At 66.7% G+C, this 25,676-nt stretch carries 20 protein-coding genes; 5 read left to right on the top strand and 15 right to left on the bottom strand.

All coding sequences use genetic code 11. From position 1 onward, the window contains the following. Nucleotides 1-32: 32 nt before the first annotated feature. Nucleotides 33-1,652: an SLC13 family permease gene (locus VZC37_RS19500; RefSeq protein ID WP_330434817.1), complete on the bottom strand. Its 1,620-nt coding sequence runs from the start codon at nucleotides 1,650-1,652 to the stop codon at nucleotides 33-35. A gap of 105 nt (nucleotides 1,653-1,757) precedes the next feature. On the opposite strand from VZC37_RS19500, the gene VZC37_RS19495 reads away from it, so the two are divergent. Next, nucleotides 1,758-2,258 (top strand): hemerythrin domain-containing protein, encoded by a 501-nt coding sequence (locus VZC37_RS19495; RefSeq protein WP_330434815.1) that lies wholly within the window; start codon nucleotides 1,758-1,760, stop codon nucleotides 2,256-2,258. Between the two features lie 15 nt (nucleotides 2,259-2,273). On the opposite strand, the gene VZC37_RS19490 is transcribed toward VZC37_RS19495, so the two are convergent. Beyond that, nucleotides 2,274-2,936: a phosphoribosyltransferase gene (locus VZC37_RS19490; protein ID WP_330434813.1), complete on the bottom strand. Its 663-nt coding sequence runs from the start codon at nucleotides 2,934-2,936 to the stop codon at nucleotides 2,274-2,276. Nucleotides 2,937-3,072: 136 nt separating this feature from the next. Between VZC37_RS19490 and VZC37_RS19485 the strand changes: the two genes are divergently transcribed. Beyond that, complete coding sequence (locus VZC37_RS19485) at nucleotides 3,073-3,699, top strand: DUF2461 domain-containing protein (protein WP_330434812.1); 627 nt, start codon at nucleotides 3,073-3,075, stop codon at nucleotides 3,697-3,699. A gap of 3 nt (nucleotides 3,700-3,702) precedes the next feature. Here VZC37_RS19485 and VZC37_RS19480 read toward each other — a convergent pair whose 3' ends face one another. Continuing rightward, the gene (locus tag VZC37_RS19480) at nucleotides 3,703-4,110 is read right to left on the bottom strand and encodes a YchJ family protein (protein ID WP_330434811.1); all 408 of its coding nucleotides are present in this window, start codon (nucleotides 4,108-4,110) and stop codon (nucleotides 3,703-3,705) included. A 90-nt stretch (nucleotides 4,111-4,200) separates the two neighbouring features. Between VZC37_RS19480 and VZC37_RS19475 the strand changes: the two genes are divergently transcribed. After that, a complete protein-coding gene (locus VZC37_RS19475) occupies nucleotides 4,201-5,019 on the top strand; it encodes an SDR family oxidoreductase (RefSeq protein WP_330434810.1) in 819 nt (272 codons plus the stop codon). 174 nt (nucleotides 5,020-5,193) lie between these two features. After that, the gene (locus VZC37_RS19470; RefSeq protein WP_330434809.1) at nucleotides 5,194-7,332 is read left to right on the top strand and encodes a glucose PTS transporter subunit IIA; all 2,139 of its coding nucleotides are present in this window, start codon (nucleotides 5,194-5,196) and stop codon (nucleotides 7,330-7,332) included. A gap of 2 nt (nucleotides 7,333-7,334) precedes the next feature. Here the strand turns inward: VZC37_RS19470 and VZC37_RS19465 are convergent, their stop codons facing one another. Genes VZC37_RS19465 through VZC37_RS19455 form a run of 3 tightly spaced genes read right to left on the bottom strand, consistent with a single transcriptional unit; the run spans nucleotide 7,335 to nucleotide 9,731 of the window. Further along, nucleotides 7,335-8,225 carry a ferredoxin family protein gene (locus VZC37_RS19465; protein WP_330434807.1) on the bottom strand — a complete coding sequence of 297 codons (891 nt, stop codon included), beginning with the start codon at nucleotides 8,223-8,225 and terminating at the stop codon, nucleotides 7,335-7,337. Further along, the gene (locus VZC37_RS19460; protein ID WP_330434977.1) at nucleotides 8,222-9,469 is read right to left on the bottom strand and encodes a cupin domain-containing protein; all 1,248 of its coding nucleotides are present in this window, start codon (nucleotides 9,467-9,469) and stop codon (nucleotides 8,222-8,224) included. The genes VZC37_RS19465 and VZC37_RS19460 overlap by 4 nt, the downstream gene beginning before the upstream one ends. A 10-nt stretch (nucleotides 9,470-9,479) precedes the next feature. Next, nucleotides 9,480-9,731, bottom strand: a complete 252-nt coding sequence (locus tag VZC37_RS19455) for a BatC protein (protein ID WP_330434805.1) — start codon at nucleotides 9,729-9,731, stop codon at nucleotides 9,480-9,482. Between the two features lie 202 nt (nucleotides 9,732-9,933). On the opposite strand from VZC37_RS19455, the gene VZC37_RS19450 reads away from it, so the two are divergent. Further along, nucleotides 9,934-11,571 (top strand): MFS transporter, encoded by a 1,638-nt coding sequence (locus tag VZC37_RS19450; RefSeq protein WP_330434803.1) that lies wholly within the window; start codon nucleotides 9,934-9,936, stop codon nucleotides 11,569-11,571. 6 nt (nucleotides 11,572-11,577) lie between these two features. Here the strand turns inward: VZC37_RS19450 and VZC37_RS19445 are convergent, their stop codons facing one another. The 9 genes from VZC37_RS19445 to gltB form a co-directional block, all read right to left on the bottom strand. Then, complete coding sequence (locus tag VZC37_RS19445) at nucleotides 11,578-11,886, bottom strand: SHOCT domain-containing protein (RefSeq protein ID WP_330434801.1); 309 nt, start codon at nucleotides 11,884-11,886, stop codon at nucleotides 11,578-11,580. 63 nt (nucleotides 11,887-11,949) lie between these two features. Beyond that, nucleotides 11,950-12,378 carry a DUF6325 family protein gene (locus VZC37_RS19440; RefSeq protein ID WP_330434799.1) on the bottom strand — a complete coding sequence of 143 codons (429 nt, stop codon included), beginning with the start codon at nucleotides 12,376-12,378 and terminating at the stop codon, nucleotides 11,950-11,952. A gap of 111 nt (nucleotides 12,379-12,489) precedes the next feature. Then, nucleotides 12,490-14,325 carry an AMP-dependent synthetase/ligase gene (locus tag VZC37_RS19435; RefSeq protein ID WP_330434797.1) on the bottom strand — a complete coding sequence of 612 codons (1,836 nt, stop codon included), beginning with the start codon at nucleotides 14,323-14,325 and terminating at the stop codon, nucleotides 12,490-12,492. A 143-nt stretch (nucleotides 14,326-14,468) separates the two neighbouring features. Next, on the bottom strand, nucleotides 14,469-16,319 hold the full coding sequence (locus tag VZC37_RS19430; protein WP_330434795.1) for an ABC transporter ATP-binding protein/permease: 1,851 nt from the start codon (nucleotides 16,317-16,319) through the stop codon (nucleotides 14,469-14,471). Nucleotides 16,320-16,415: 96 nt separating this feature from the next. Beyond that, nucleotides 16,416-16,898 (bottom strand): hypothetical protein, encoded by a 483-nt coding sequence (locus VZC37_RS19425; RefSeq protein WP_330434793.1) that lies wholly within the window; start codon nucleotides 16,896-16,898, stop codon nucleotides 16,416-16,418. A gap of 75 nt (nucleotides 16,899-16,973) precedes the next feature. Then, a complete protein-coding gene (locus tag VZC37_RS19420) occupies nucleotides 16,974-17,849 on the bottom strand; it encodes an acyl-CoA thioesterase (RefSeq protein ID WP_330434792.1) in 876 nt (291 codons plus the stop codon). A 119-nt stretch (nucleotides 17,850-17,968) separates the two neighbouring features. Further along, a complete protein-coding gene (gene pyk, locus VZC37_RS19415; protein WP_330434790.1) occupies nucleotides 17,969-19,402 on the bottom strand; it encodes a pyruvate kinase in 1,434 nt (477 codons plus the stop codon). Between the two features lie 83 nt (nucleotides 19,403-19,485). After that, a complete protein-coding gene (locus VZC37_RS19410) occupies nucleotides 19,486-20,991 on the bottom strand; it encodes a glutamate synthase subunit beta (RefSeq protein WP_330434789.1) in 1,506 nt (501 codons plus the stop codon). Continuing rightward, a complete protein-coding gene (gene gltB / locus VZC37_RS19405) occupies nucleotides 20,984-25,555 on the bottom strand; it encodes a glutamate synthase large subunit (protein ID WP_330434788.1) in 4,572 nt (1,523 codons plus the stop codon). Before gltB ends, VZC37_RS19410 begins: the two co-directional genes overlap by 8 nt. Nucleotides 25,556-25,676 lie beyond the last annotated feature (121 nt).

The following is a 25,676-nucleotide window of genomic DNA, read 5'->3' as shown; positions in this document are numbered from 1 at the left end:
TTGTGCACAACAACGTTGCGCACAACAGAAAGTCAGTACGATATTCCGAGGGACCACGCGAACAACGTGTACGCCGCCGCCGTGATGAGCACGATGCCGATCAGGTTGAGCCAGATGCCACCACGGATCATCTGGCCGATCGTGACGTAGCCGCTGGCGTATGCCACGGCATTGGGCGGAGTGGCGACGGGCAGCATGAACGCACAGGTCGCCGCCAAGGCCACCGGCACGGTCAAGACCAATGGGTCCAGACTCATCCCCATCGCGACGCCTCCGGCGACGGGCAGGAACGTCGCCGCGGTGGCCGTGTTGCTGGTGATCTCGGTCAGGAAGATGATCGCGGCGGTGGCCACGATGATCATCACGATCACCGGCACCGCATCGAGTCCGCCCGCGACCTCGCCGATCCAGTCCGTCAAGCCGCTCTCGTCGAACTGTTCGGACAGCGCGAGGCCGCCACCGAACAGCAGCAACACCCCCCACGGCAGCTTGACCGCAGTCTCCCAGTCGAGCAGGCGCACGCCGGGCTTCACACCGCTGGGCAGCAGGAACAGCAGTACCGCCGCGGTCATGGCGATCCCGGTGTCGGAGATCGGCGGGTCCTCGTCCCAGATCAGCGGGACCGCGATCCACGAGGTCGCGGCCAGCGCAAAGATCGCGGCCACCCGGATCTCGCCCTGCGACATCGGGCCGAGCGCGTCGAGCTCGTCGCGGATGAGCCGCCGGCCGTCGGGGATGTCGTCGATCTCGGGCTTGAACAGCACGTGGGTCAGCAGGAACCACGTGATCAGCAGGAACACCACCGCCAGCGGCACGCCCGCGATCATCCACTCGAGAAACCCGATGTCGATGCCCTCGCCCTCGAGATATCCGACGAGCAGGGTGTTGGGCGGCGTCCCGATGATCGTGCCCAGCGAACCGATCGACGCGGCGTAGGCGATGCCGAGCATGAGCGCGGTACCGAAATTGCTCTTGATGACCGCCTTGGTGATCTCCTCGTCCGCGTCGACGTCGTCCGACCGCGCCGACTCCTCCGCGGCGGCGCGCGCCCCGGTCTCCTTTCCGAGGTCGAGCACCAGCACCAGCACCGATACCCCGATCGGGATCATCATGACGGCGGTGGCAGTGTTGGACACCCACATCGACAGGAACCCGGTGGCGATCATGAACCCGGCGATCACCATCGTCGGTTTGGTGCCCATGGCACTCACGGTGAGCAATGCGATGCGACGGTGCAGATTCCATCGCTGCATCGCCAGGGCGATCAGGAAGCCGCCCATGAACAGGAAGATGATGTTGTTTCCGTAGGACGCGCCGACGTCGTTGACCGACACCTCCGAGTCGAACACCGGGAAGATGACCAGCGGCAACAGGGCGGTCGCCGGGATGGGGATGGCCTCGGTCATCCACCACACGCCCATGAGTACGGCCGTGGCGGCGGTCAGTCGTGCCGGATGGTCCACATCCGAGGGCAGGATCGCGTAGACGACTGCGGCGAGCGCGATTCCCGCACCGAGGCCGATCCACTGCCGTCGCCGCCTGCCCGGCTTGACGGTCTCGGCGCGTTCGCCTGCCGATTTCTGGTCGACCTCGTCGTAATCCTGCGGCCCCGACCGGGAACCGTTGCGTGGACTGCCTCCGGCCTGCGCCATGCGAACCTCCTCGTATTGGCCCACCATGACATGTTTCATTCGGCGTGCGGTGCGGAATTACCACAACTCCGGATTGCCCAGCCCACCGATCCCAGGAGTCCTGTCATGTCCACCGACGCAATCGTGCTGCTCCGCGACGACCACAAGTCCATCCGCAAACTCTTCCGCGACTTCGAGAAGGCCGGCCCGAACGCCGTCAAACGCAAGGGTCAGATCGCCGACAAGATCATCACGGCGCTGACCGTGCACACCTACATCGAGAACGAGGGAATGTATCCCCAAGTCCGCGACCGCGTCCCGGAGTTGGAAAGCGACGTACTCGAGTCCTACGAGGAGCACCACGTCGCCGATCTGCTTGTCATGGAACTCGTGACGATGTCCCCGGACGCCGAGCGTTTCGACGCCAAGATGACGGTGCTGATCGAGAACGTCGAGCACCACATCCAGGAAGAGGAAGACGAGTGGTTTCCCAAAGTGCTTGAGGCACTTGGTCGCAAACAACTCCGGGAGATCGGCGAGCATCTTCTGGAATTGAAGGAGAAGGCGCCGACCAGCCCCGCGCAGCCGTCGGCGCTCAAGAAGACGCTCGACGCAATCGTGAAGTGACCCCGACGATCCGACTCACCGACAACGCGGGTGACTCAACATATCCCGGACCTCGGCGTCGCTGAGCGGCTCATAGTCGTCGTACGCCGCGCACACCCCCCGAAAGGACTCGACGACGGTCGGGCAGATCACGCGATCGGCCTCGGGGAACTGCTGTTCGACGCCGGGCGGACCGACCGGGACGGCGACGGCGACAGCAGCCGGTCCGAGTTGCCGTAGGGCGCGGACGGCGGCACGCATCGTCGCACCGGTCGCGATCCCGTCGTCGACGATGATGACCGTCGCGCCGCTGATGTCGACGGGTTCGCACGCACCTCGATAGATGTCCGCGCGGCGCTCGAGCTCGGCCGTCTCGTCGTGCACCAAGGCATTCCACTCGCTGTCGGTGATCCCGGTGCCCTTGATCACCTCGTCGTTGAGCACCACCACCCCACCGCTCGCGATGGCACCGGCGGCCAGCTCAGGCTGATCGGGCACGCCGACCTTGCGAACGAGGAAGACGTCGAGCGGGACGTCGAGGTGTTCGGCGACCTGCCGGGCCACCGGCACCCCGCCCCGGGGAAGAGCCAGGACTACTACCCGTCCGCTCTCCCGGCAGCGTTCGACGTGGTCGGCCAGAATGCGACCGGCGTGCACCCGGTTGCGGTAGTGACGGCCGGCGAATATGTGGTCGCTCATGACAACCTCATCTCCCATGACGATGACGGGCGACCGGTTGTCTGTGGCCGCAAGACGATGACATCCAGTGCTACCCCGGTCCGCATCCCGCCAAACACCCCACAATCGGCCGCCGGGTCCGGCGTAGGGTCTGAGCATGGCGTTCACCGGATTCCCCGAGGCTGCGCTGGACTTCTACGACGACCTCGAGATCGACAACAGCAAGGTGTTCTGGGAGAAGCACAAAGAGGTGTATCGCACGGCCGTCGCCGGACCGATGCGCGAACTCACCGACGACCTGGCCGACGAGTTCGGCCAGGCCAAGATCTTCCGGCCCTACCGCGATGTCCGTTTCGCCAAGGACAAGACGCCCTACAAGACCCACCAGGGCGCGTTCGTCGGCGTCGGCCCGTCGACCGGGTACTACGTGCAGATCAGTGCCCCCGGTGTGATGGTCGCCGCGGGCTTCTACGAGGCGTCAGCCGAGCGCTTGGCCGCCATCCGGACCGCGATCGACGAGAACATCCACGGCGCGGAACTCGAACAACTCGTCAAGAAGTACGCGTCGGCCGGGTGGGAGATCGGCGGCGGCACCCTGAAAACCGCACCACGCGGGTGGTCCGCCGATCACCCCCGCATCGAACTCCTGCGCCACAAGTCACTGACCATCTCCCGCGACTACGGGTTCGACGACCTGATCCACACACCGGCACTCGTGAATCGCATCCGCGAGGACTGGCGAGCCGCCACACCCCTCATCGACTGGGTGAGCCGCCACGGCTGATGGTCACGTGGTGACCCCGTCGACGTACACCCACCTGCCGTCCCGCTTTTCGAACCTGCTGTGTTGGCGCATCGCCTCCCGCCCACCGGGGGTGCGGAAGTGGGCGGTGAAGACCACCTCGCCGGTCGTGTCGAACGGTGTTCCGCCGGAGGTCGACTCGACGTCCAGGCGATACCACGCCGTGTCGTCGTCGAGGACGAGCTGTCGCGGTCGGGTCCTCGGGTGCCAGCTGTCGAGGATGTAGTCGCGGTCGCCCGTCGCGAAGGCGGTGAACCGTGATCGCATGAGGGCCTCGGCCGTCGCGGCCCGGCGCTGCCCCGCCAGGATCGGCCCGCAACACTCCCCGAACGTCAACCCCGAGGTACACGGGCATCGCCGCGTGTCGTCCGACTCATCGGTCACATCACCCATGGTCGCGAGGATAGGCCCTCCGATGGTTGACCGAACCGGCCCACTCGCGCAGAGTCTGCGGTGACCGTCAGGCGAAGCGAAGGAGACCCCATGGGCCGCAGTGTCGTGGTGATCATCGGAACCGGCGGGATGGGCATGGCCATCGCCCGGCGCCAGGGCGGCGGACGCACGGTGCTGCTCGCCGATGTCGACCAAGCGGCCCTCGACGCCAACGTATCCACCCTGACGGCAGAGGGATTCGACGCGGCCGGCCGCCATGTCGACGTCACGTCGTCGGAGTCCGTTGCCGCATTGGCCGACCATGCCGTCTCGCTCGGCGCGGTCGAGCAGGTGGTCCACACCGCCGGCCTCTCCCCCGTTCAGGCGCCGGTCGAGGCGATCCTGCGTGTGGACCTGCTGGGGGTGGCACTCGTGCTCGACGCCTTCGGCGCCGTGGTGGCCGAAGGCGGCGCCGGTGTCGTGATCGCCAGCATGGCCGGTCACATCTACCCGCCGCTGGCCGCCGAGCATGCGGCGGCGTTGGCGTCCGCCGAGACCGCGGATCTGTTGGCCCTCGACTTCCTGCCGTCGCTGACCACGGCGCCCGGGAGTGCGTACGCGGTGGCCAAACAGGCCAACCACCACCGGGTCCGCGCCGCCGCAGCGACCTGGGGTCGTCGCCGCGCGCGGATCAACAGCATCAGCCCGGGCGTGATCGCCACGGCCATGGGTCAGGCAGAGCTCGCCGGCGAGAGCGGCGAGGCGATGCGCGGGATGATCGCGATGTCCGGCACGGGTCGGGTGGGGACCGCCGCCGACATCGCCGATGCGACGGCATTTCTGCTGAGCCCGTCGGCTTCGTTCATCACCGGCACCGACCTGTTGGTGGACGGCGGTGCCGTCGCGGCCATCTCGGTCCCGCAGAGATGAACTAACGGTTCACTCCGGGTCACCGTTCGTCATCGGCTCGCTGATCCGCGCACGCGGCTGCGGAATGCGGGATAGCATCCGAGACACCGTCGTCGGCGGAACGCTGCCCTGGTGTCTGTGGCCAGCGGCGTTCGGACGATGCGCACAACTCCAGACGGATAGTTAGGGAGATGCATGTCTACCAATTCGGCATCGGAGATCGTCGCCGGCGTAGGTGGCGCCGGCAACATCGAGAGCCTGACACATTGCGCTACGCGCTTGCGCTTCCAATTGCACGACGCCTCGGGAGTCGAACAGGCGACGCTGGAGTCCATCGACGGTGTCCTGGGCGCCGTCCCGCAGGCGGGTGACCGCTACCAGATCGTCATCGGCGGCGCTGTACAGACCGTCTACAACGAGATCATGGCGTTGCCGGAGATGGCCAACGCCGGCGGCGACGCGGCAGCCATCAAGGCGGCCGCCCGCGCGAAGGGCCCGCGCGGCAAGAACGCCTGGCTCGACTCGCTGTTCGAGTACCTGTCGGACTCGTTCCGACCGATCCTCGGCGCCCTGCTCGGTGCCTCGCTGTTCATCACGTTCATGTCGTTGATGAGCACGCTCGACGTGATCGGCAACTGGGCTGACCCGCGTACCGAGTTGTCGCCGTCCTGGCAGTTCGTCAACCTGTGCTGGCAGTGCGTGTTCGTCTTCCTGCCGTTGATGATCGCCTACAACGCCTCCAAGAAGCTCGACGCGGACCCGTGGGTCGGGTTCGCCATCATGGCCGTCCTCATGTTGCCGGGATTCACCGCGCTCATGGACGTCGCCGAGACCCACTCGATCTTCGGATTCGAGGTGCAGACGGTCGACATCTTCGGGGTGCCGCTGACCGTGTTCGACTACAGCTCTCAGGTCTTCCCGCCGTTGTTGATGGCGGCGGTCCTCGGCCCGCTGTACAAGTACCTCAAGAAGCTCATCCCCGACAACGTCCAGCTGATCTTCGTGCCGTTCCTGGCGATGCTGATCATGATCCCGCTGACGGCGTTCCTCATCGGCCCGATCGGCGTCTACGTCGGTGCCGGTCTCGCGGATGTCCTGAAGTCCATCAACGACTTCTCACCGTTCATCTTCGCCATCGTGATCCCGCTGGCGTACCCGTTCATGGTGCCGCTGGGTCTGCACTGGCCGATCAACGCGATCATGCTGCTGAACATCCAGACGATCGGCTACGACTTCATCCAGGGACCGATGGGTGCGTGGAACTTCGCCTGCTTCGGCGCGACCGCCGGTGTGCTGCTCATCGCCTGGCGAGAACGTGACATGCAGATGCGTCAGACGTCGACCGGCGCGCTGGCCGCCGGTTTGCTCGGCGGCATCTCCGAGCCGTCGCTCTACGGCATCCATCTGCGATTCAAACGAATATATCCGCGCATGCTGGTGGGCTGTTTCGTCGGCGGTCTCATCATCGGCATCGGTGGCGGCGTCACCACCAACGCCTTCGTGTTCACCTCGCTGCTGACGATCCCCGCGTTCGACAGCATCGTGCTGTACGGCATCGCGGTGGCCGCAGCATTCGTGGTCGCGATGGCGCTCGTCGTCATGTCCGGCTACCGGACCCCTGAACAGCAGGCCCAGTTCGAGGCCGCGCGAGACGCCGGCCTGGAGTCGCCGGGGGCCATCCCGCTCGACGACTCCGCGGACGGGGTCGCGGCCGCCGCGGCAGCCGCCGCCGTGCCGTCGGGAGGTGGTGGCACCGCCACGGCCGTCGCCGCCGCACCCGAGACCACGACGGCAGACCTGGCGACCGAGAAGGTCGCCGCCGAGGATGCGGGCGCACCGACCGAGCAAGGCGCAATCACCCGGATCGGCGCCCCGCTGGAGGGCACCGTCGTCGCGCTGTCCGAGGTTCCGGACCCGGTCTTCGCCGGCGGCACGATGGGCGGCGGCGTCGCGATCGAACCGTCGGGCGACACGGTCTACGCGCCGGCCAACGGTATGGTCGTCGCCGCGCAACCGACCGGCCACGCCTTCGGTCTGGTACTCGACGGCGGCATCGAACTGCTGATCCACGTCGGTATCGACACCGTTCAGCTCAAGGGCGAGGGCTTCGACGTGAAGGTCAAGGCCGGGCAGAAGGTGGAAGCGGGCACACCGCTGGTGACCTTCGACCGGTCGGTCATCGACAAGGCCGGGTATCCGATCATCACGCCGGTGGTGGTGATGAACACCAAGAAGTTCGCGTCGGTGGAACAGATCGCCGAGGGTGCGACGTCTGTCGGTGACCCGGTGATCGCCGTGGAGGCAAAGCCGAAGCCGAAGCCGACGGCCGGCTGACGTCAGGTCGAGGGACCCTCGATCGACACGAGGACGAACTGTCGCACCCGACCGGCGACGGACGCGTTGCAGGTCGAGTGCAGCGGATCGGACATGTGCTCGGCGAGGGTCACCTCGATCGGTCCACGCGGGCCGTCGAGCACCACGTGGATGCGGTGTTCGCCACGCTGCACGTCCAGCGGTTCGAGCGCGTCGATCCGGTCGTCGCCGGTGGCGCGGCGCACGAAGTACTGCGCGGCCTGCACCGCGTGCGGTAGTGAGGTACGACCCCGCAGCAGCGCGTTGTCGAGCCTACCCTCGGTGTAGAGGCGGATGATCTCCGCCGGATCATCAGCGGAATCGACTGCGCCATAACACAATCCGTGCGGCAGCACGAGCATCGTGGCAGCGAACCGGTCGCCGCCCAGGTGGGAGCATTCCCACGTCCACTCCGGGTAGGCGGCTGCGATCGCCGCGGTGGCGGCGCGGCCACGGACCGCGCAACACTGATCGTGCTTGCCGTGTGCGCACACCGCGACGACCGGGTCGGTGATGAGTTCGCCGTCGGAACCGTCGAGGGCCAGATCGAGGTAGCCCTCGGCCGATGTCACCTCCCCGCCGTACACGGCCTCGGTTCCCGGTCGTGCGTCGACGATGAACCACCGCCACCGTGGCGTCGTCGGACGTCGCCCGGGGCGTCGGATCGCGACGATGCGCATCGCCTCGGTCTCGACGCGGCGGACGACGGCGCGTCCCAGTGCCGGGTCGATGATCTTCGGCGACTGCAGGAACGCCGACGGCCCCCAGGCGCCGCACAATTCGAGAAGTACCCACCGAAACCCCGCCGAGGCGGTGCCGTACATCGGGTCGTCGCGATCGCGGGCCTGATCGCTGCACGGACGCAGGTCCGTCATCCGCGCCCGCCCGGCGACACGTGCCCCGCGCCCTCATCGTCCACCGGCACAACGACCGCTTCGCGCAACAGCCTGCGCAGCAGGACCGTACCGTCGGCGGTGTCGAGTCCCGGCAGCGAATCCGGCCGGACGGGGTGCCCGGTCCGGATGATGTCGAGTGCGTCCGCGCAGGAAGCGGGAAAGGTGATGGTCCGGTCGGCGAGGATCAGTTCGACGCGTGCTGGCCGGCGACGCAGGGACCCGATGAGTCCGGTGCGCCACGCGACGGTCGTGGTCGCATCGATGTCGGCGATCGCGTCGAGGGTCGCCAGCGGCGGTACCGCGACCGGTCTGGTGCGTTCGGCGTGGTCTCGGGCCATCCGCGTGGCGACGCCGTCGGCGAGATCGTCTGAGCCGGTGCGCATCACGTCGACGATAGACGACATCACCTTGGCTGCGATGGCGGAGGTCTGATCGGCATCGGCCAGGTCGAGGGCGAGGGGCAACGACTGACGCATGGCGGCATCGTCGCCGAGTTCCTCGACGACGGCCTTCAGGACGTCGTGGGCGGTGACGGGTGCGACGCCCACCGTCAGGTGAATCGACGTCTCTCCCATGGCGCGTGCCGAATGCACCCAGCCGCGCGGCAGATACAGGGCGTCCCCGGGCATCAGTACCGTGTCCAGAAACGCTGGTTGCTGCGCTCGGTCGTCGATGGCAGCCCGGTGCTCCGTCCACGGCTGGCCGGTCAGGGGGTCGGGATGCACCGGCTCATGCACGAGCCAGCGCTTTCGACCCGAGATCTGCAGGACGAAGACGTCATGGACGTCGTAGTGCGGGTCGAAACCGCGGTTGTCCGGTGGGGTGATGTAGGCGTTGGCCTGCACCGGATGGCCGATGTCGTCGACGAGTCCGCGCACGAAGTCGATCACCGGCGGCCACAGGCGGTGCAGCCCCTGGAGCACGATCGTCGAGCCGTCGGCGAACCGCGACAAGACCTTTGCGGAGTCGACCTGATCGGTGACCTCCGCTCCGAAGCCACCGGATCCCAGGTAGCAGTCCCGGGCCAGCAGGCTGCCGTCCTTGGCCATCCTGATGAATGGTGCGCGGACGCCACGTTCGGTCAGCAGTTCGTCGACGGCCTCCGGTGACAGCAGGTCGTCGAAGTCCCGCGGGAGCGATGCCGAGCGGCTGAGCAGCGGACGCCGACCCCAGTGTTCGCGGGCGAACACGTCGGCATCCGTCGAGATGCAGCGGCTCAGCATCGCGTCGCGCTCACGCGGTTCCGTCGGCCCCTCCGTCGTGGCCGTCCGGATTCGAGCCGCCATCTGCGGGCCCTTCGCCATCAGCGGTGCCGTCGGCACCACCGTCGTGTCCGTCCGGGTTCGAGCCACCGTCGGCCGGTCCTTCGCCGGCGTCCGCGGTGCCGTCGGCGCCACCGTCATGCCCACCGGGGTTCGAGCCGCCGTCGGCGACCCCTTCCCCGCCGGCGTCGGAGGTGGTGATGTCGTCGTCGTCGAGTGCCATCGGTCATCCTTTCCTCTGAGGAGCCATGCGGGATGCGACTCCCCTTCCACTATGGGCACAACGGCATCGGCCCGCCGCGGATTCGACAGACTGTTCATCCGCCGCGCGGGTGCGACGCTGCCGTCACCCGTTTCGGATGATTCCCCGCCGCCGGCGCCGGCAAACATTCGGTCCGCGTGTTTTCGCGCGTACCGTTACGTCGATGAGAAAGTGGAGTGTCCTGCTCATCCTGTGCGCCGCACAGTTCATCATGGTGCTGGACACGACCGTCATGAATGTGTCGGTCTCGAGTGTCGTCGCCGATCTCGACACGACCCTCACCCAGGTCCAACTGGCGATCACCCTCTACACCCTCGTCATGGGGTCGTTCATGCTGTTCGGTGGTCGACTCGGCGATCTGTTCGGCCGCCGACGGGTGTTCGCGGTCGGTCTCCTCGTCTATGGCACCGGTTCGCTCATCACCGCGTTCAGTCCGAACATCGGTGTGCTGCTGTTCGGTTGGTCGTTCGTCGAGGGGGCCGGGGCGGTGCTCGTGATGCCCGCGATCATCTCGCTGACCGCGGCCAACTACGACGGCCGAGACCGGGCGACCGCGTACAGCGCGCTGGGTGGAATCGCTGCGGCGGGCGCGGCCGCGGGCCCGCTCATCGGCGGGTGGGTCACCGAGACGTTCACCTGGCGTGTGGTTTTCGCCGCCGAGACGGTGGTCTGCATCATCGTCATCGCCTGTGTGCGGGTGATTGCGGATACCAGGCCGTCTGACTCCCGCCGCCTCGACTGGGGCGGTACCGCACTGTCGGCGCTCGGCCTCGGCCTGATCGTCATCGCCCTGTTGCAGGCGGGCAGTTGGGGTTTCATCCGACCGTCGGGCGCCCTCACCATCGCCGGCACCGAGATCACCCCGTTCGGATTCTCGGTGGTGCCGTTCATGATCGCCGCCGGGATCTTCGTCCTGATCGGGTTCGTAGGCTGGGAGAATCGAGTCATCGACCGCGGGGGCACACCGCTGATGCACCCGAAGCTCCTGCGGACGCTGCATCTGCGGAACGGTCTGGTGATGCTGATCGCGCAGCAGACCATCATCGGCGGCATGTTCTTCATCATCCCGATCTACCTGCAGTACGTGCTGCTCAAGGACGCCTTCGACACAGGTCTCACGTTGGCGCCCATGTCTATCGCGATGCTGATCGCCGCGTTCGCCAGTCCGAAACTGGCTGCGACACAGTCGCCGCGACGAATGGTGACGATCGGACTGATCCTGGTCATCGCCGGCTCGTGCACGTTGGTGAGCACCATCGACCCGCAATTGGAGAGCGTGCCGTTCGCGATCGGGATGGCGGTGTTCGGTGCCGGGTTCGGTTTCATCGCGTCGCAACTCGGCAACGTCATCATGTCGTCGGCGAGCGAACGCGACCGCGGCGAGGCGGGTGGGCTGCAGGGCACCGCCCAGAACATCGGTACGTCGGTGGGTGTCGCGATGCTCGGCGCGTTGTTGGTGGCCTCCTTGAGCGCCGGTTTCAATCAGGCGGCGCAGTCCGATCCAAACCTGTCGGCGCAGACCAAGAGTCGCATCGCCGAGGCCTCCGAAGACGGCATCGAGATCATCAGCATGGACCAGCTGGAATCCGTCGCCGAGGAGAACGCGATCCCCGAGGCGGAGGTGCAGACGCTGGTCGACGGCTACGTGGACGCCCAGATCACCGCGATCAAGGGCTCCATCTTGTTGGTGATCTTCCTGGGCGCGATCGGCCTGGTGATAGCGCGACGGCTGCCGCGGATTCCGGGCGCCGAGCTCGGCGATCCGGATTCCGACGGCAGCCGCCGTACGCAGGATGCGTGAGGTGGTTCAGCTTCCGAGGATCTTCGCCTTCTGCGCCGCGAACTCCTGCTCGGTCAGAATGCCCTGCTGATACAGCGCCCCGAGTTCCTTGAGTTGTGCGATGGGATCCTGCGCGGGCGCCGCCGCAGCCGGTGCGGGAGCAGGGGGCGGCGGCGGAGGTGCGGGCGCCGCAGCCGGTTGTGCGTACCGCTGCTGATTGTCGTATTCCTGCTGCGCCCAACGGTTGGCCTGCCGCCGTGAGACGCGGTTGCTGACCGATGTGGCGGTGCCGGCGATAACCGCGGTACGTGCGGCCGCGCGGATGAGTCCGGGCATGGTGTTCTCCTTCGTGGATGTCGGTGGTGAAGGCGGAGCGGCCGTACGTGCCGCCCCGTCGGATCAGGCTTCCGCGGCCTCGAGGGCTTCGACGAAGGCGTCCATCGGGATCCGGCCCGACGCCACCATCTGCGCGCCGTTGCGGCGCAGGGCCGACGCGAACGGCGCCGCCCAGGCGTTCTCGTAGACGAGGATCGCCGCGGCGGTGCCCGGCTCGAGCACCGATGCGGCCTCGGCGAGATCGTCGTCGCCGATCAGCGAGCTCGCGGCGCCGTCGAGAACCTCGAAATCCACTCCCAGCTGGTCGAGTTCGAGCTCTACCAGCGTTCCGTCCTCACCCTTCTGGACGAAGGCGAGATCGATGATGCGGATGATTCCCCGGTCGACGAGCTCGACGAGGTACGGGATCGCCTCCCCGGTCGGCTGCTGACCGCTCCACTCCAGCACTATGTAATCGATGGGTCCGATGTCCTGAACGACTTCTTCGGTCATGACGGCTTCCTCGCTGCGTCGCGATTGACAAGGTGGTGGCCGATCGGCGCATGACGCAATGCACGACCGTCCCGACACGATCGTAGTGGGAACCGACGAAACCTGGTGCGCTTACCGGAGGTCCACCACCTCGTCGTCCGGGGCGTCGTCGTAGAGCTTGGTGATCTGCTCGGCGTACTTCGTCGCGATCGGCTTGCGCCGCAACTTCATCGTCGGGGTCAGCTCGTCGCCGCCCGGGTCCCAGGCGACCGGCACGATGGTGAACCGCTTGACCTGCTCGACCCGCGACAGCTTCTTGTTGCCCTCCCGAACCGCACCGGTGATCTCGTCGACGACCTCGCGACGGCTCGACAGGGTCGCCATATCCGCGTCGGGGATGTTGAGCATCTTCGCCCGGGCCGCAGCCGCGTCGGGGTCGAGCACGACCAGCGCCGAGATGTACGGCTTGCCGTCGCCGATCGCCACGACCTGGCCGATCAACGAGGACGCAGCCTTCATCGCGTTCTCGATGTTGGTGGGCGACATGTTCTTGCCCGACTCGTTGATGATCAGTTCCTTCTTGCGGTCGACGATGGTGACGTTGCCCTCGTCGTCGATCGTGGCGATGTCGCCGGTGGCCAGCCAACCGTCGGCGTCGATGGTCTCCGCCGTCTTGTCGGGCTGTTTGCGGTACCCGCGCATCACCACCGGACCGCGGATGAGTAGCTCACCGTCCTCGCCGAGCTTCGCCTCGACACCGGCGACGGTCTTGCCGACCGTGCCGATCTTCAGGTTCTCCGACGTCGTCATGGTGGACACACCCGTGGTCTCCGACATCCCCCACACCTCGAGGACGGGGATGCCGAGTCCGAGGAAGAACTCCAGGACCTCCGCCGGAATCGCGGCGGCACCCGAGCCGGCGAAGGTCACCTGATCCATCCCGATCGCGGTCCGCACCTTGTGCAGGACGAGCTTGTCGGCCAGCCCGTGCTGCAGCGCGTCCACTCGGCCGGGTGCGCGGCCCTCGAGCTGTGCACGCGCAGCGGCGGCACCCGCGCCGAGTGCCCACGCCGCGAGATTCTTCTTGACCGGGCTCGACTCCTCCGACATCTTGACCTCGATGCCGGCGCGGATCTTCTGCCACACACGCGGGACACCGAAGAAGAAGGTCGGACGCACCTCGGGCAGCGCGGCGGCGATCTCCCGGGGATCGGGCACCGTCGTGATCTGGATACCGCGCACCATGTTGGCGGCGTGGGAGGAGACCCGGTCGGCGATGTGCGCGGCCGGGAGATAGGAGATGACGCGGTCGTCGAAGCCTGCCTCGACGTGCTTCTCCAGTGCCGCGAGCTCGGCGATGATGTTGCGGTGGGTGATCTCGACGCCCTTGGGTGGACCGGTGGTCCCGGACGTGTAGATCAGCGTCGCGAGGTCGTCGGGCTGCACGGCTTTCCATGCCGCCTCGAAGTCGAAACCGTCGGGAGCGGCGTACTGTTCGAGATCGGCCAGTGACATCGCGTCACCCGGCGACCCGTCGACGACGATCGTGGTGGTCACGTTGGTGTTGGCCGCCTGGATGGCGGGCAGGAACACCTGCTCGGTGACGACCACGGTGTTCTCGGCGTTGCCGAACAGGTACTCGATCTGGTCGGGCGCACTGGTGTTGTAGATCGAGAACGGGATGGCCCCCAGATGCAGCGCCGCGGTGTCCACGAGGTGGAACTCCGGACGGTTGGTCAGCATGATGCCGACGGTGTCGCCGTGTCCGACACCGAGCGCGGCCAGTCCGCGGGCTATCGTCTCGACTCGTTTCCCGTATTCGGCCCAGGTGATCTCCTGGATGCCGCCGACCGTGCGCAGCGCGATCGCGCCGGGACGGATGGTGATCGACTGCTGGAACGCCTCGGGGAGCGTCCCGACCTGTGCGCCGCTCTCGTGCGGAAAGGTGATCAGTTCTGTCTGCGTCATGACCGGTGTCCTCGCTAGTCCCGTCTCAGTGGTCGGGATCACAGTACCCAGCGCGCAGCCCTCTGAACAGGCTTCGGAGAGATTGGTAATCGGGAAGTAAAAATCGGTCGTCAGCGCGACGTTCTGCCGTCACGCACGCGTTGTCAGACGCTCACCGGGCGGGTCTCCCACGCACCTCCGCCGGTCAACTCGAGAACCTCGGTGTGGTGCTGGTCGGTGGTGCTGCGATGGCTGACCGACACCAGGATCATCTCGGGCAGTTCCTCGCGGATCAGGGTGTAGAGCGAGTACTCGAGCCCTTCGTCGACCGCGGACGTGGCCTCGTCCATGAACACCACCTCGGGGCGGGTCAGCAGGATGCGCGCGAACGCGACCCGCTGCTGCTCCCCCGGCGACAGCACCTTCGACCAGTCCTCCTCCTCGTCGAGGCGATCCACCAAGTGCGGCAGGAAGACCCGTTGGAGTGCAGATCGGATGGCCTCGTCGCCGACGTCATCGGGAGCCGACGGGTAGGCGACCGCGGTCCGCAGATCGCCGAGCGGGATGTAGGGGATCTGGGAGAGGAAGAGGGTGCGCCGTCCGAGCGGGCGGTCGACCTCTCCGTCGGCGAAGGGCCACATTTCCGCGATTCCGCGCAGCAGGGTGGTCTTGCCGGAGCCCGATCCGCCCTTGATCACGAGCGCGTCGCCGGGCGACATCGACAGCGACAGCGACCGGACCAGCTGACGGTCATCGGGGGTGGCGATGTCCACATTCTGCAAGGCGAAACGCCGATCGGCCTCCTCAGTGGGAATCCGATCGAGTTCGCGCGATTTGTTGTTCGCGTCATGCAAGCCGTCGAGTCGGATCAGTGCCGCACGCAGTTCGGTGAACTCGTCATAAGACTCTCGGAAGAACGACAACGAGTCATGCATGTTGCCGAAGGCAGTCGATGACTGCATCACCGCCCCGAGGGTGATCTCCCCTGAGATGAATCGAGGCGCCTGCACGATCAGCGGAAACACCACGGCCGTCTGGTTCACCGTGAGGTTCCACCCATTGAACTTCAGGGTCCGGAAGACGATCCGCCAGAAGTTACGGATGACCTCAGCGAACCGGGAGAGCAAGCCTGCCCGTTCCACACCCTCACCGCGGTAGAACGCGACGTTCTCGGCGCCATCTCGGATACGGACGAGCGCGTAGCGGAAGTTCGCCGTCAGGCGCTCGTTCAAGAAGTTCAGGCGGATCAGCGGGCGGCCGATGTAGAACGCGATCACCGTCGTCACCAGCACGTAGCTGAGAACGATCCACATCATCGCCCGGGGAAACGTGACGCCCAGAATCGTCAAGGGACCAGAGAGATCCCAGAGGATCTTGGTGAACGAGACGATCGAAACGACAGCGGAGACGGCACCGAATGCCAACGTCCGCGAGTAGGTCACGAACCTGGTGATGTCCGTCTCGATGCGCTGGTCGGGGTTGTCGATGTTGGCGTCGCCGACGAAACGGTTGCGGTAGTACGCCTGGCCCTCGAGCCAGTCGGCGGTCAACCTCTCGGTCATCCAAGTGCGCCAACGGATATCGAACGCCTGGCCGGCGTAGAAGTCGACGAGAGAGCGAACCACATGCAGTGTTGCCAGGATGCCGAAGATACCGATCGCCCGCCAGAACGCGGACGCCGCAGCATCGCGCGCCTCGACATCACCCTGCGCAAGCCCTTCGGCGATCAACTGCATCGCCGTGTACATGTCGTTGTACTGATAGGACAGCAGGACATTGAAGCGCACGCTCAGCAGCGTCAGCAGCAGGAGCCCCGCGAGAATCGTCCACGTCAGCCACTTCCCGGATCCGGTGAAGAATCCCTGCGACAAACGCCAGAACTGCCGTCCCCAGTTCGTGAATCGCGCAACCAGGACGCAGATCAGCAGTCCGACCGCAGCCGAGATTCCGAAGGCGATCGCCAACCAGGTCGCCGACGCGAGCCACTCACTGCCCCAGTCGATGCTCTCGTCCACGCGTCCCCCTCCATGCACACCACGGCGTCAGCCGACGATCGAAGATCGCCGAAGTGTAACCCGTGGGCCGGCTTCACACCCGGCAACTCCACGGGGTCATGGCAACGGGCGTAGAACCACTCCCTGGGCGAGAGCCGATTCGGAGACCGTCTCCTGGAAGACATCTCCGATGCGGACAACATATCCCCCACGCGCGGACGGCACTTCGTCGGCGCTGAACGACATCTCGCAGCGACCGTCCTCGGTGCGCCGCGGACCCAGCTCCGTCGTGGCGAGATCTTCGCCGGTCTCGTCGTAGATGCGGACCGCGCTACCCGGGGTGATCTGACCGGGGTCGGCAGGACACACGACAACGCCCTGTGCGGTGAACATCGCGGCGTTGACGGAGCCGATCCCGAGCGCGACGAAAGCGACGGCGGCCAGCGCCAAGCCCGCGACGGCGCTGACGATGATGATCGGCGAACGGGTGCGACGCTGCCAGGTGCGTTGCGGCCGCATGGGTCCCGAGGGCAGCCAGTACGCGGGCGGCGCGGGCGCATGGTGCGCGCCGTCGGGCCGGGGTGGCTCGGCGGAGGTCATGGCGACCAGTGTGCCATTGGCGACGAGATGTACCGGTGGCCGTGCTCTCGACGAGCTACGCGACCACCGGACACGTCACTTCTTCGGCGGGAAGTACTTGATGAGCGCTTCCTGGACGACCGAGGTCGCGAGGGTGCCGTCACGCATCCAGAAGCGTCCGGACCCCATGCCGCGGGAGCCGGAGGCCACCGGGGACCGGGTGGCGTAGAGCATCCAGTCGTCGAACCGGAACTCGCGGTGGAACCACATCGAGTGATTGACGGTGGCGGCGAACAGCCGGTCGATCCCCCAGGACAGTCCGTGGGTGGTGATGATCGAGTCGAGCACGGTGGTGTCCGAGGCGTAGCACATCGCCGCGACGTGCAGGATCGGGTCGTCGGGCATGGCGCCGTCGGTCCTCATCCACACCCGGTTGTCCTTGAGCTTCTCCCCCGCGTCGCGCATCTTCCACGTCGGGTCGTTGGCGAACCGGATGTCGATCGGGTGCAGGGCGTTCACGAACGTGGCGATCCGATCCTCGTAGCCTTTGAAGTGTTCGCCCAGCGGCGGCAACTCCTCCGGGTACGGGACCTGTGGGATCTCGACCGCGTGCTCGAGTCCGGCCGCATTGTCCTGGAACGCGACGAGCATGGTGAACACCTCGGCGCCGTCCTGCATCGCCGTCACCTGGCGGTTCGCGAACGCCTTGCCATCGCGGTACCGGGCGACGTGGTACTCCATCGGCTTGTTGACGTCGCCGCCGCGGATGAAATGCGCGTGCAGCGCGTGCACCGGCGGGGCACCCCGGGTGAGCGTGCGTGACGCGGCCACCACCCCCTGCCCCAGTAGCTGTCCACCGAACGTCCGGGCCGTCTTCTGCTCGGGGTGCTGCCCGATGAAGAGGTCGTCGTCGCGTTGTTCGACGTCGAGCAGAGCGAGCAGCTTGCCGAGGTCCTCGGATTGTGCGGTCATGAGAGCACACCCTATGTGTTCGGGGTGCGGGGTCTCGATACGCCTCCTCGCTGCCGCTCGTCGGCTACTCGACCAGCGGAAGGGGGCTCTCGGTGGCTACTCGCCCAGCGGGAGGTGGGTCAGTGGTCCTGTTCGCCGATGCGGTGCACGTGGATCATGTTGGTGGAACCGACGGTTCCCGGGGGTGCACCGGCCACGATCACCACGACGTCGCCTTCGTCGAGTCGCCCGATCTTCAGCAGTTGGTGGTCGACCTGGTCGATCATGTGGTCGGTCGTGTCGACGTGATTGACGATGAACGTCTCGGTGCCCCAACTCAATGCGAGCTGGCTACGCACCTCCTGCATCGGGGTGAACGCGAGCAGCGGCAGGCGGGAGTGCAGGCGCGCCAAACGCCGGACGGTGTCACCGGATTGGGTGAACGCCACCAGCGCCTTGACCTCGAGCCGTTCCCCGATGTCGCGGGCGGCGTAGGAGATGATGCCGCGTTTGGTGCGCGGCACATGTGAGAGCGGCGGCACGTCTCGGGGACCGGATTCCACCGCGTGGCAGATCTTGTTCATCGTGCGGACCGCGTCGATCGGCCAACTGCCGATCGAGGTCTCGCCCGAGAGCATCACGGCATCGGCGCCGTCGAGCACCGCGTTGGCGACGTCGGAGGCCTCGGCGCGCGTCGGACGCGAGTTCTCGATCATCGACTCCAGCATCTGGGTCGCGACGATGACGGGCTTGGCGTTCTCGCGCGCCATCTGGATTGCCCGCTTCTGCACCAGCGGGACCTGCTCCAGGGGCAGTTCCACGCCCAGGTCGCCGCGGGCGACCATGATCGCGTCGAACGCCAGCACGATCGCCTCGAGATTGTCGATGGCCTCCGGCTTCTCCAGCTTCGCGATCACCGGCACCCGGCGGCCCACCCGATCCATCACCTCGTGGACGAGCTCGATGTCGGCCGGGCTGCGGACGAACGAGAGGGCGATCATGTCCACACCCAGCTTCAACGCGAACTCCAGATCGGCGATGTCCTTCTCGGACAAAGCCGGCACCGAGACGCTCATCCCGGGCAGCGACAATCCCTTGTTGTTGCTGACCGGGCCACCTTCGGTGACCCGGCAGACCACGTCGTTGCCGTCGACAGCGGTCGCGGTCAGCCCGACCTTGCCGTCGTCGACGAGCAGGCGGTCACCGACGGAGGCGTCCTCCGCGAGCTGCTTGTAGGTGGTGGATACCCGGTCCTGGGTGCCCTCGACGTCGTCGACGGTGATGCGTACCTCGTCACCGGTCTCCCACATCACCTGGCCGTTGAGCGCTCCGTCATCGCGGAACTTGCCCAGTCGGATCTTGGGTCCCTGCAGGTCGGCGAGCACACCCACGGCCTTGCCGGCGGCATCACTGGCCTTCCGGACCCGGGCATAGATCTCGCGATGGACCTCATGGCTGCCGTGGCTCATGTTCATCCGGGCCACATCCATGCCCGCTTCGACGAGCTCTTTGAGTTTCTCGTCCGAGCTCGTGGCCGGACCAAGGGTGCAGACGATTTTTGTTCGACGTGTCACTTCAGCCACTCTAGTCCGGTTGCCACGCCATCTCTATCCCGGCGACGATTGGTCACCTGAGCGCCACGTCGGATTCGAAATGGTCACCGCACCGACAGCGGCAGGGCTGCGGGGCGGACCGGCGACGGCAGGTCTGATCCACCCATCAGGAACTCGTCGACGGCCCGCGCCGTCGACCGCCCCTCGGCGATCGCCCACACCACGAGGGAGGCACCGCGGTGCGCATCGCCACAGACGAACACGCCGGGCGCGTCGGTCTGCCAGTCGCTTCCGCACGACAACACTCCCCTGCGGTTGGGCTCCAACGACAGATCGTCGAGCAGCGGACCACCGCGGACACCGGCGAATCCGATCGCGAAAAGCGCCATGTCACAAGGGATCTCGAACTCGTCACCGACGGGTGTGACCACGCGCCGACCATCGGGCTCACGGGAGACCTGCACCTCGGCGAGCACCATCATGGTCACGTTGCCGTCACTGTCGCCGACGAACCGCTGCACCGCCACCTCGTACTTGCGCACGCCGCCTTCGGCATGCGCCGACGATGTCCGCATCACGAGCGGCCAGGTGGGCCACGGCGACCGGTCATCGTCGCGGTCCTCCGGGAGGGCCGGGTTGTAGTCGAGTTGCACCACCGAAGCCGCTCCCTGGCGGTGCGCGGTACCCAGGCAGTCAGCACCGGTGTCGCCGCCGCCGATGATCACGACATGCTTGCCGGCTGCGGTGATCGGTGACAGGCCGTCACCCTCACATTCCTTGTTCGCGGGCACGAGGTGCTCCATCGCGAGGTACACACCGTTGAGGTCGCGGCCGGGCACCGGGTTGTCGCGGGCCTCCATCGCTCCGATCGCCAACACCACGGCGTCGTGCCGCGACTGCAGTTCGTCCACCGACAGGTCGACGCCGACGTCGCAGCTCGTGACGAATTCCGTGCCCTCGGCACGCATCTGCGCGACGCGGCGATCGACGTCGGACTTGGGCAGTTTGTACTCGGGAATGCCGTAGCGCAGCAGTCCGCCGAGCCGGTCGTCACGCTCGTAGACCGTCACCTCGTGTCCTGCGCGGGTGAGCTGCTGGGCGGCGGCGAGGCCGGCCGGCCCCGAACCGACCACGCCGACCGATTTGCCCGTGGTGGCGGCGGGCGGCTCGGGACCGATGATCCCTTCGGCCCACGATTCGTAGGCGATGGTCTTCTCGACGCGTTTGATGGTGACACTGCCGCCGGTGGTGGCCTCCGAGATGGACAGCACGCACGCCGCCTCACACGGCGCCGGGCACACCAGGCCGGTGAACTCGGGGAAGTTGTTGGTCGCGTGCAGTCGTGCGCTCGCCGCGTCCCATCGCCCTCGGCGCACCAGGTCGTTCCATTCCGGGATCAGATTGCCGAGTGGGCAGCCGGCGGTGCCCGAGTGACAGAACGGGATGCCGCAATCCATACAGCGGCGGGCCTGCTCGGAGACCTCGGTCAACTCCAGCATCGGGTTGTCGGGATGGGCGTACACGTCGCCCCAGTCCTGCACCCGCTCCCCCACCGGCCGGTACTTGGACTCCTTCTTCCCGACTTCCAGAAATCCGCGTGGGTCAGCCACGTGCCGCCTCCATGATCGCTGAATCGACGTCGCGCCCTTCGGCTTCCGCCATCCGGGCGGCGTCGAGAACTCGTTTGTAGTCGCTCGGCATCACCTTGGTGAAGGCCAGGCATCGGCGTGGCCAGTCGGCGAGCATCGACGCGCCGATGGCCGATCCGGTCAGCTCGGTATGGGTGGCGATGGTGTCGTGCAGGAACTGCAGATCGTCCGGGTCGGGACGGAGGAGTTCGACCATCGCCGTGTTCACCTTGCCCGGGTCGAGGTCGTACACGTACGCGATGCCGCCGGACATACCGGCTGCGAAGTTGCGGCCCGTCGGTCCGAGGATCACCACGCGACCGCCGGTCATGTATTCGCAGGCATGGTCACCGACGCCCTCGACCACCGCGGTGGCACCCGAGTTGCGGACCGAGAAGCGTTCGCCGACCCGTCCTCGCAGGTACACCTTCCCGGAGGTCGCGCCGTAGAGGATGGTGTTGCCCGCGATCACCTGGTCCTCGGCGATGAACCACGCGTCCGGATTCGGTGCGACGATGATCTTTCCGCCGCACAACCCCTTACCGACATAGTCGTTGGTGTCACCGGAGAGCTTGATGGTGACGCCCGGCGGCAGGAACGCACCGAGCGACTGGCCGGCCGAACCGGTCAACTGAACGGTGATGGTGTCCTCGGCCAGGCCCTCGGCCCCGTAGCGGCGGGTGACTTCGGCGCCGAGCAACGTGCCGACCGTCCGGTTCACGTTGCGCACCGGCAGTTCCAGCGTCACCGGATGCGCGTCTTCGAGGGCGCCCTCGGCGAGCTGGATGAACGTCTGGTCGAGGGCACGGTCGAGGCCGTGGTCCTGGCCGCGGAGGCGCCGCGTCGGACCCTTGTCCTCGAACTTGCGGAAGATCGGCGTGAGGTCGAGGCCCTTGCTCTTCCAGTGCGCCACCGCATCGTCGGTGTGCAGTCGCTGCGACTGCCCGATCGCTTCGTCGAGAGTGCGATAACCCAACTGCGCCAGATACTTCCGAACATCCTCGGCGATAAACCGGAAGAAGTTGACCAGGTGCTCGGCCTGGCCGGTGAACCGCGACCGCAGCACCGGGTTCTGGGTGGCGACGCCCACCGGGCATGTGTCGAGGTGGCAGACGCGCATCATGATGCATCCGGCGACGATGAGCGGCGCGGTCGAGAAGCCGTACTCCTCGGCCCCCAGCAGCGCCGCCATGATGACGTCGCGCCCGGTGCGCAGCGCACCGTCGCACTGCACGGTGATGCGGTCGCGCAGACCGTTGAGCATCAGGGTCTGTTGCGCATCGGCGAGGCCGATCTCCCACGGTGTGCCGGCATGTTTGAGTGACGTCAACGGCGATGCACCCGTTCCGCCGTCGTGGCCGGAGATGAGGACGACGTCGGCGTGCGCCTTGGACACGCCGGTGGCCACGGTGCCGACCCCGACGGCACTCACCAACTTGACGTGGATACGCGCGTCCTTGTTCGCGTTCTTGAGGTCGTGGATGAGTTGGGCGAGGTCCTCGATGGAGTAGATGTCGTGGTGTGGCGGCGGGGAGATCAGCGCGACACCCGGTGTGGAATGACGCGTCTTGGCAATCCACGGATACACCTTGTACGCCGGGAGTTGGCCGCCCTCACCGGGTTTCGCGCCCTGCGCCATCTTGATCTGGATGTCGGTTGCGTTGGTCAGGTAGTCGCTGGTGACGCCGAACCGACCCGATGCGACCTGTTTGACCGCGCTTCGCCGTTCCGGGTCGTAGAGGCGGTCGACGTCCTCGCCGCCCTCGCCGGAGTTGGAGCGCCCGCCGATCCGGTTCATCGCGATCGCGATCGTCTCGTGCGCCTCCGCCGAGATCGACCCGTAGCTCATCGCGCCGGTGTTGAACCGGGTCATGATGGCCTCGACCGGTTCGACCTCCTCGAGCGGGATCGGGTCCCGGGCTGCCAGGTCGAAGTCGAACAGGCCGCGCAACGTGCCGCCCTCGCGGGAGAGCTTGTCGACCTCGTCGGAGTACTTCTGGAAGATCTCCGCCTGACCGGTCTTGGTTGCGTGCTGCAGCAGGAAGATCGTCTCCGGGGTGAACAGGTGCAGTTCGCCCTCGCGGCGGTACTGGTACTCGCCGCCGACATCGAGCCGGCGGTAGACCTGCTCGGTCGGATTCTCCGGGAACGCGCGGTGGTGGCGGATCCGCACCTCTTCGGCGAGTTCGTCGAGGCCCACGCCTTCGATCCGGGAGACGGTGCGGGTGAAGTACTCCTTGACGACCGCCGAGGACAGTCCGACCGCCTCGAACGCCTGCGCGCCGGTGTAGGAGCTGATGGTGGAGATGCCCATCTTGCTCATCACCTTGAGCACCCCCTTGCCGAGCGCCTCGAGATAGTTGCGCGCGGCCTTCGACGGTGTGACACCGATCAGTTCGCCCTCGCCGATGAGATCGTCGATGGTCTCGAGCGCCAGATAGGGATTGACCGCGGCGGCACCGAAACCGATGAGCAGCGCGATGTGGTGGACCTCGCGGGCGTCGCCGGACTCGATGACGAGGGCGACCTTGGTCCGTTCCTTGGTCCGGACCAGGTGGTGATGAACGGCCGACGTCGCGAGAAGCGACGGGATCGGCGCATGCTCACGGTTGGTGTGGCGGTCGGAGATGACGAGCGTGGTGTGCCCTTCGGCGATGGCCTGGCTCGCTCGCATCCGCAGATCCTCGAGCGCGTCGGCGAGACCCTGACCGCCCTCGGCGACCTCGTAGAGGCCGTGCAGCACCTTCGCCGACAGACCCGGGTTGTCGCCGTCGTCGTTGATGTGGACGAGCTTCGCGAGATCGTCGTTGCCGATGACCGGCCAGTGCAGCAGGATCTGGCGGCAGGAAGCCGCGGTCGGCGCCAGCAGATTCTGCTCAGGACCCATCACACGTGCCATCGAGGTCACGATCTCCTCGCGGATGGCGTCCAGTGGCGGGTTGGTGACCTGCGCGAACAGTTCGACGAAGTAGTCGTAGAGCAGGCGGGAACGCTTGGACAGCACCGCAACCGGGGTGTCGGTGCCCATCGACCCGAGCGGTTCGTACCCGGCCGCCGCCATCGGGGTGAGCAGGACGCGTAGGTCCTCCTCGGTGTAGCCGAACGACAGCTGCCGGCGCACCACGGTGTTGTGGTTGGGCTTGTAGACGGGGCGCGCGGGGAGCGTCGCGATGTCGAGCAGGCCGGCATGCAGCCACTCGTCGTAGGGCTCGGCGTGGATCAGGTCGGCCTTGATCTCCTCGTCGGGGATGATGCGTCCCTGCTGGGTGTCGACGAGGAACATACGACCGGGCTCGAGCCGGCCCTTCGCGACCACGTCGTCGACGGGGATGTCGAGGACGCCGGACTCGGAGGCGAGGATGACCCGACCGTCGCGGGTCTGCCACCACCGACCGGGACGCAGGCCGTTGCGGTCGAGCACTGCCCCGACCACCGTGCCGTCGGTGAAGGTGACGCACGCGGGTCCGTCCCACGCCTCCATCAGCGATGCGTTGAACTGCAGGAACGCCCGCCGCTTCGGATCCATCACCGGGACGTTCTCCCACGCCTCGGGGACCATCAGCATCACGGCGTGGTGCACGCTGCGCCCGCCGAGGTGCAGCAGCTCGAGCACCTCGTCCAGCGACGCGGAGTCCGATGCGTCGGGTGTGCAGATCGGGAAGGCGCGTTTGAGGTCGCCGGGGATGAGATCGGTCTCCAGCAGGGCTTCGCGGGCACGCATGCGGTTGCGGTTGCCGCGCACGGTGTTGATCTCCCCGTTGTGTGCGACGAACCGGAACGGGTGTGCCAGCGGCCACGAGGGGAAGGTGTTGGTCGAGAAGCGTGAGTGCACGATCGCGATCGCGCTGTGGCAGCGGTCATCGCGCAGGTCGTCGTAGTAGAGCGGCAGCTGCATCGTCGTGAGCATGCCCTTGTAGACCATCGTGCGGCTCGACAGCGACGGGAAGTACAGACCGGTGCCTGCCTCCTCGATCTCCGGTGTCAGACGCTCGGCCTGCTTGCGGAACGGATAGATGAAGCGGTCGAGGTCGAGTCCTCCGATCCGACGCTCGCCGTCGGCCGGGTCGACGGTGACGAACAGCTGCATCATGTAGGGCATACAGCCGAGCGCGGTCTCACCGACGTCGGCGCCCTCGACATCGACGGGCAATTCGCGCCATCCGAGGATGGTGATCCCCTCGTCGTCGGCGAGTGCGGTCACCCGCTCGATCGCCCGTTCGCGCAAGGCCGGGTCGGCCGGGAGGAAGCAGTTGCCGGCCGCATACGTGTTCTCGCCGGCCGACGTCGGCGCGGGCAGGTCGAAATCGACCACGGCGCGGAGCAGTTCGTCGGGGAGCTGGATGAGGATGCCGGCGCCGTCGCCGCTGTTCACCTCGGCGCCTGCGGCACCACGATGTTCCAGGTTCTCCAGGGCGAGGAGACCGTCGGCGACGATCGAATGCGAACGTCGACCGTACACGTCGGTGACCATGGCGACGCCGCACGAATCGACTTCTGCGGCGGGGTCGTAGAGCCCCTGCTTGGCCGGCAACGCTGAAAACAACATCTCGAACCTCCACTCGACTCGCTGGCGAATCGCAAATGCTCGATTGTCCTCAGGGACAACGCTGGCCCGTGGAGCAATGTCGGTGGCTGTAGTCGGATGGGCTGATCCGGCGCACCGTGAT

Source organism: Gordonia sesuvii, from assembly GCF_036350415.1.
Lineage (GTDB): Bacteria > Actinomycetota > Actinomycetes > Mycobacteriales > Mycobacteriaceae > Gordonia > Gordonia sesuvii.
Note: the sequence above shows the minus strand (reverse complement) of the source record. Positions and strands in the feature narration are given on the sequence as shown.

Bases quoted from the DNA above. Each gene is read 5' to 3' on its own strand.
- VZC37_RS19500 (WP_330434817.1), bottom strand. From the start codon at position 1,652: ATGGCGCAGGCCGGAGGCAGTCCACGCAACGGTTCCCGGTCGGGGCCG.
- VZC37_RS19495 (WP_330434815.1), top strand. From the start codon at position 1,758: ATGTCCACCGACGCAATCGTGCTGCTCCGCGACGACCACAAGTCCATC.
- VZC37_RS19490 (WP_330434813.1), bottom strand. From the start codon at position 2,936: ATGAGCGACCACATATTCGCCGGCCGTCACTACCGCAACCGGGTGCAC.
- VZC37_RS19485 (WP_330434812.1), top strand. From the start codon at position 3,073: ATGGCGTTCACCGGATTCCCCGAGGCTGCGCTGGACTTCTACGACGAC.
- VZC37_RS19480 (WP_330434811.1), bottom strand. From the start codon at position 4,110: ATGGGTGATGTGACCGATGAGTCGGACGACACGCGGCGATGCCCGTGT.
- VZC37_RS19475 (WP_330434810.1), top strand. From the start codon at position 4,201: ATGGGCCGCAGTGTCGTGGTGATCATCGGAACCGGCGGGATGGGCATG.
- VZC37_RS19470 (WP_330434809.1), top strand. From the start codon at position 5,194: ATGTCTACCAATTCGGCATCGGAGATCGTCGCCGGCGTAGGTGGCGCC.
- VZC37_RS19465 (WP_330434807.1), bottom strand. From the start codon at position 8,225: ATGACGGACCTGCGTCCGTGCAGCGATCAGGCCCGCGATCGCGACGAC.
- VZC37_RS19460 (WP_330434977.1), bottom strand. From the start codon at position 9,469: ATGCTGAGCCGCTGCATCTCGACGGATGCCGACGTGTTCGCCCGCGAA.
- VZC37_RS19455 (WP_330434805.1), bottom strand. From the start codon at position 9,731: ATGGCACTCGACGACGACGACATCACCACCTCCGACGCCGGCGGGGAA.
- VZC37_RS19450 (WP_330434803.1), top strand. From the start codon at position 9,934: ATGAGAAAGTGGAGTGTCCTGCTCATCCTGTGCGCCGCACAGTTCATC.
- VZC37_RS19445 (WP_330434801.1), bottom strand. From the start codon at position 11,886: ATGCCCGGACTCATCCGCGCGGCCGCACGTACCGCGGTTATCGCCGGC.
- VZC37_RS19440 (WP_330434799.1), bottom strand. From the start codon at position 12,378: ATGACCGAAGAAGTCGTTCAGGACATCGGACCCATCGATTACATAGTG.
- VZC37_RS19435 (WP_330434797.1), bottom strand. From the start codon at position 14,325: ATGACGCAGACAGAACTGATCACCTTTCCGCACGAGAGCGGCGCACAG.
- VZC37_RS19425 (WP_330434793.1), bottom strand. From the start codon at position 16,898: ATGACCTCCGCCGAGCCACCCCGGCCCGACGGCGCGCACCATGCGCCC.
- VZC37_RS19420 (WP_330434792.1), bottom strand. From the start codon at position 17,849: ATGACCGCACAATCCGAGGACCTCGGCAAGCTGCTCGCTCTGCTCGAC.
- gltB (WP_330434788.1), bottom strand. From the start codon at position 25,555: ATGTTGTTTTCAGCGTTGCCGGCCAAGCAGGGGCTCTACGACCCCGCC.